This window comes from Synechococcus sp. EJ6-Ellesmere (assembly GCF_024345875.1).
GTDB lineage: Bacteria > Cyanobacteriota > Cyanobacteriia > PCC-6307 > Cyanobiaceae > Regnicoccus_A > Regnicoccus_A antarcticus.
The window spans coordinates 1-5,038 of the sequence record NZ_JAGQBY010000198.1 but is presented as its reverse complement, the minus strand read 5'-3'; the positions used below and the strand labels follow the sequence as shown (position 1 = coordinate 5,038).

At 70.6% G+C, this 5,038-nt stretch carries 5 protein-coding genes; 1 reads left to right on the top strand and 4 read right to left on the bottom strand.

Features of this window, described 5'->3' with window-relative positions; all coding sequences use genetic code 11:
• Positions 1 to 131: 131 nt before the first annotated feature.
• The gene (locus KBY78_RS16080; RefSeq protein ID WP_399216074.1) at positions 132 to 1,676 is read left to right on the top strand and encodes an ABC transporter permease; all 1,545 of its coding nucleotides are present in this window, start codon (positions 132 to 134) and stop codon (positions 1,674 to 1,676) included.
• On the opposite strand, the gene KBY78_RS16075 is transcribed toward KBY78_RS16080, so the two are convergent.
• The 4 genes from KBY78_RS16075 to KBY78_RS16060 form a co-directional block, all read right to left on the bottom strand.
• A complete protein-coding gene (locus KBY78_RS16075; RefSeq protein ID WP_255144475.1) occupies positions 1,638 to 2,633 on the bottom strand; it encodes an esterase-like activity of phytase family protein in 996 nt (331 codons plus the stop codon). The genes KBY78_RS16080 and KBY78_RS16075 overlap by 39 nt on opposite strands.
• Complete coding sequence (locus tag KBY78_RS16070) at positions 2,630 to 3,226, bottom strand: helix-turn-helix domain-containing protein (protein WP_255144474.1); 597 nt, start codon at positions 3,224 to 3,226, stop codon at positions 2,630 to 2,632. The genes KBY78_RS16075 and KBY78_RS16070 overlap by 4 nt, the downstream gene beginning before the upstream one ends.
• Before the next feature lie 308 nt (positions 3,227 to 3,534).
• Positions 3,535 to 4,005, bottom strand: coding sequence for a Fur family transcriptional regulator (locus KBY78_RS16065; protein WP_255144473.1), 471 nt, complete (start codon positions 4,003 to 4,005; stop codon positions 3,535 to 3,537).
• Positions 4,006 to 4,046: 41 nt separating this feature from the next.
• Positions 4,047 to 5,038, bottom strand: a 992-nt coding sequence (locus tag KBY78_RS16060; protein WP_255144472.1) for a lysylphosphatidylglycerol synthase domain-containing protein, incomplete at its 5' end; no start/stop codon positions are given.

Below are 5,038 nucleotides of genomic sequence, written 5' to 3'. Positions count from 1 at the left end.
CCGCTGCAGGGATTCGGTGACAACCGGATCCTCAACGGCTTCGGCAGCTGCGAGCCCGCGCCGGTGAGCGCCGATCAGCTGGCCCGCGGCACCCGGGAAGCCAGCGCGCTGATGGTGGAACCGGGCGGGAAGTGACCCTGCTCGCCCCCAGGCCGCTGACCCACGGCAGCCCCTCCAGCCGGCCCACCCTCACCGCCGTGGTGGTGGTGATCGGCGTGCTCGCCCTGCTGCCGATGGCGGCCTTGCTGCGCGATGCCGCCCTCCAGCCGGCCCTCGCGGGCGGTCTGGGGCTGGGGTTCGATGGCGCCGAACAAATTCGAGGCACCCTGGTGCTGGTGCTGGGCGAAGGGGTGTGCGGGGCCGTGATGGGCACCGCCATCGGCTGGCTCACAGCCGCCTGCCGCTTCCCCGGCCGGCGCTGGCTGCGCATCGCCCAGCTGCTGCCGCTCGCCTTCCCGGCCTATCTTCTGGCCGCCAGCCTGATCGACTGGGGCAGCAGCCACGGCCTGCGGATCCATGGCCTGGGCTGGGCGGTGCTGTTGCTCAGCCTGGCCAACTACACCTACGTGTTCCTGCTGAGCACCGAGAGTTTCTCGATCACCGGTGGCCAGCTGCTGGAGGCCAGCCGCAGCCTGGGGGTGGGCCCCTGGCAGGCCTTCCGCCGTGTGGCCCTGCCGATCGCCCTGCCGGCGATCGGTGCCGGGGTGGCCCTGAGCGCCATGGAAGTGGTGAACGAGCTGGGGGCGGTGCGGCTGCTCGGGGTCCCCAGCCTCTCGGCGGGCATCCTCGATCGCTGGCAGGTGGAGGGGGATCCCCGTGGCGCGGCGCTGCTGTCGCTGATCGCCCTGGCGATCGTGGTGCTGCTGGTGGCCGCCGAGCGCTCGCTGCGCCAGCGCAGCCGCCGCTGGAATCTGGGCCATGCCAACGGCGAGGCCCAGGCTTACGTGCTCAGTGGCTGGCGCGCCCTTCTGGCCCAAGTGGTGTCGGCGCTGCCGCCCGTGCTGGCGCTGACCATTCCCCTGGTGTGGGTGGCGGAGGGCTGGCGCAATCTGCTGGAGGAGCCGCTGACGGAGCAGCTGATCCTGGCGGGCCGAAGCCTCGGCCTGGCCCTGGTGGCCACCCTGCTCACGGCGCTGGCGGCCCTGCTGCTGGCGATCATCCGCCGCTGGAGCCCGAGGCTGGTGGTGTGCCAGCTCAGTTTTCTGGCGGGAATGGGCTACGCCGTTCCCGGCAGCGTCATGGCCCTGGGGCTGATGCTGCTGGGGGGGCCATGGGCGCTGAGCCCGCTGCTGCTGCTGATCTGGGGCTACGGGGTGCGCTTCATGGCCGTGTCCAAGCAGGGCCTCGACGCCGGCCTGGAGCGGATTCCCCCCAGCATCGATGAATCGGCCACCAGCCTGGGCTGCAGCTGGACCGAGGTGCTGCGGCGGGTGCACCTGCCGCTGCTGCGCGGTCCGTTGCTGGTGGGGGCGCTGATGGTGTTCGTGGATGTAGTGAAGGAACTGCCGCTAACGCTCTCCCTGCGCCCGTTCGACTTCGACACCCTGGCGGTGCGGGTGTTCCAGTACGCCAGCGATGAGCGGGTGGGGGCGGCCATGGCGCCGGCCCTGGTGATCATGGCCCTGGGACTGGTGGCCTCACTGGCCCTGATCCCCACCCTCGAGAGCCGCGACTGAGCCATTGCGGCAGCCGGGCTGACGGCGCGGGGCCAGGCGGGCCAGGCGGTTGGCCTGCAGGGGGTTGAAGTTGTCGTCGCTCACCAGCAGCAGGGTGGGACGACCATCGGCCAGGGGAGCCCCCAGAGCCAGGCCCTCCCAGTTGTCAGGGGGCAGACCGCTCACCAGAAGATCCCAGCGGACGAGTGGCGCCTGCACCTCTTTGGCCTGCACCGATGCGGCCGCTCCCGGCACGGGCAGCTGCAGGAGCTGGGCCCACCAGCTGGCGGGTGGCTCGAAGCCCCGCACCAGGCCCAGCAGGCCACCACCGGGGGGAGCGAGCAGCTCGGTGAGTCCCCAGTGGGGCGCCGGCAATGTCAGCAGCAGGAAACCCATGGGGCGGAAGCCAGCGGGGCCGTACGTGAGCAGGCGCAGCTGATCGCGGCGGTCCTGGAGCAAGGGGCGCTCGGCCGCCAGCAGCAGGGTGAGGGGAGAGCCGCTCAGGCGGGTGAGGGATTCGGGCCCCTGGTTGACGCCAAGGCCCTGGCCGGGAGCGGCCCTCCAGGCCTCCGGCAGCAGCAGGGCCTCGCGCAGGTGGCCGCTGCGGCGATCGAAGCGCAGCAGCTGAGCCGGACGATCGGCGCTGCGGCGCTCCTCCGTCACGATCCAGAGGTCGTTGCCCTCGAGCACCAGGCCCTCGCCATCGAGCGGGGCCGGGAAGGGGTCGCCGTTGGCGCTGCGCAAGGGCAGGCGCTCACCCAGCCGCAGGGGCCGCTGGCCCAGTCCGGCAAGATCCCAGATGGGAATCAGCTCGGGTTCCTCCCGGTCGCTCAGCAGCCAGAGGCTGCCGTCGGTGGGATCGCTGGCAGCGGCTGAGAACCCTCCCAGACTGCGGCCATCGGCTGCTTTGGAGGGCAGCACGCCATAGGCCACCAGCTCCCAGCCGGCCGAGAGCGGGCAGGGCAGCAGGGGGATCAAGCGGCGGCGAGAGGGGCGGATTCCACCAGGGAAGGCGCCAGGCGCAGGCGGGGTTCGCCTGCCGGAGCTTCCAGCAGCTGGGCCTGGCGGATCCGGGAGATCAGCCGGGTGGTGGTGACCCGGGTGGTGCCGATCAGCTCACCGATGCGCTCATGGGTGAGCCGGAAGGGCAGATCACACCAGGGGCCGCAGCGGCGACCGAGGCGACGCACCAGCAGGCCGAAGAGGGCATGGAGACGCTGCTCGGCGGAGCCGAGATGGCGAATGCGCAGCAGCTGCAGCGTCCATTCGTTGACTGGATCGAAGCCGGTATCGTTGCAGGCCTCGGTTTCAGAGCGGAAGCAGAGGGGAGTGAGAGCTTCCACGCAGACCCCTTCGCTGCAGAGACGGTCGGTGCGCAGCTGATCACCCGGCTGAAGGAAGGCCAGGGTCATGCCTTCGGTTTCCTCGCAGGGGCAGTAGACGCGGGCGATTCCTTCGAGGACTTCGATGGAACTGCCGCCGGGGCGAAGGGCGGGATCAAGCAGCACGGTCTGGCCGGCCGGCATCCGCACGCAGGACAGGGGCTGATCGGGCAGGAAACGGAAGCTCACGGAACCGTCGCTATTGCGAATGACTCGCAATCTAAACAGCAGGGTTGCCCTTTTGCAATCGGTTCTCAATAACTTCCCCAGTTGCAAGGCGGCGGCGCCAAGGCGCTGGTGGTGAATGGACCCTGGACTGTGCCTTTTGGCCCCTGGCCCGGTGCCCCCGGAGCCACGGGCCAGGCGCGGGCAGCCCCAGCCTTGGGCCCGTTGCCGCACCCCCGCGATGCTCAGACTCCACGGCGATCGCGCCACCCTTCTCGCCGCCCTGGCAGCCCACTGGGCCGATCAGCAACTTGGCTTGCCGGGGGTGCCGTTCAGGCGGGTTCGACGGCTGCGCAGCGAGGACAGAGGGCCCGCACGTTGAGCACGCACTCGATCAGGCGAAAGCCGTGGCTGCCGGCGGCCCGACGGCCTTCGTCGAGCACGACGGAGCTTTCGAATTCCTCGGTACGGCCGCACCCCACACAGACCAGATGGTGATGGTCGCGGTGGGCATCGCTGGCCAGCTCGAAGCGGCGGCCCCCTTCGGGCAACTCCAGCTCCCGCAGCAGCTCCATCGAGCTGAGCAGGCGCAGGGTGCGGTACACCGTGGCCAGGGACACCCGCTCCTCGGCCCGCACCAGGCGCAGGTGCACCTCTTCGGCGCTGAGGTGACTGCCTTCACCGATGCGCTCGAACAGGGAGAGCACCTTCTGGCGCTGGGGAGTGAGCCTCCGGCCCCGCCCATGCAGGCTGGAACGCAGCTCTGTGGCCGGACCTGGGCTGGCCGACGATCGGGATGGCACCGGATCACCCCGTACATCGTGGTGAATCTAGCCCGCTCTTCTCAACTGATGCTGCAATTGCGAAGGGCCGGATCCAGGCCGGCATCCAACCTGGCGGTGAGGGCCGCCAGCAGATCAGCCGCCGTGGCCACCAGGCGATAGCTCAGCGCCACAGCCAGTAGCGGGGCCTCCGCCAACTGGCCGCCCAGCTGCAACAGCAGCACCGCCTCAAACACCCCCAGTCCGCCGGGGGCACCAGGCACCACAAGCCCCGCCGTCCAGGCCAGGCCAAAGCCCAGCAGCCAGCCAGCCCAGGGCAGAGACAGCTGCTGATCGAAAGCCAGAACACAAGCCGCAAAGCCGCCGAAGCGCAATAGCACGAACGCCGCCTCAGCCAGCAGCGGGGCCAGCGGATAGCCGGGCAGCAGGAAGCCGGCTGAGCTGGGGTCAAGGTCAGGGGGTGCCTGAACCAGAGGCTGAGTCCCTGGCATCCGGGCCAGCTGCCGCTCGCGTGAGCGCTCGAGACGTTGCAGCAGCGGCTGGAACCAGCGCGGCACCAGGACCAGCAGCGGCAGCAGACCCAGCAGGGGCCATCCCGCCCTCCAGCCCGCCACCGCCGCGATGGCCAGGGAGGCGCTGGCGGCCAGGAGCGGATCGAGCAGAGTGGCCGCCAGCCCCAGGGGTGTGGCCACCGAGGTGGTCGGGCCAGCCAGCAGGCGATCGCCCTGGACAAGCAGGCGCACCCGCGCGGCCAGATGCCAGATGCCGCCGGGCAGGTACTTGAGCAGGTTGGTGCTCAGATAGGCGCGCACACTCAGACCCCAGCGGGGCCGCAGGCGGAACCAGCGCAGGCCCACGGCCCAGGCCAGGCCGTTGATCACCAGGCTGAACAGGCTCACCCCCACCCCGATCAGCAGCCAGAGCCAGCCCTGGGGGTCCAGGCGCTGGGTCAGCAACTGCTCGGCATTGCCCTTGAGGGCCGCCAGCAGAAAGCCCAGGCTCAGCAGCGTCACCCAGAAGCGGGCGCCGCCCGGCAGCTGCGGCCGGCGCGTGG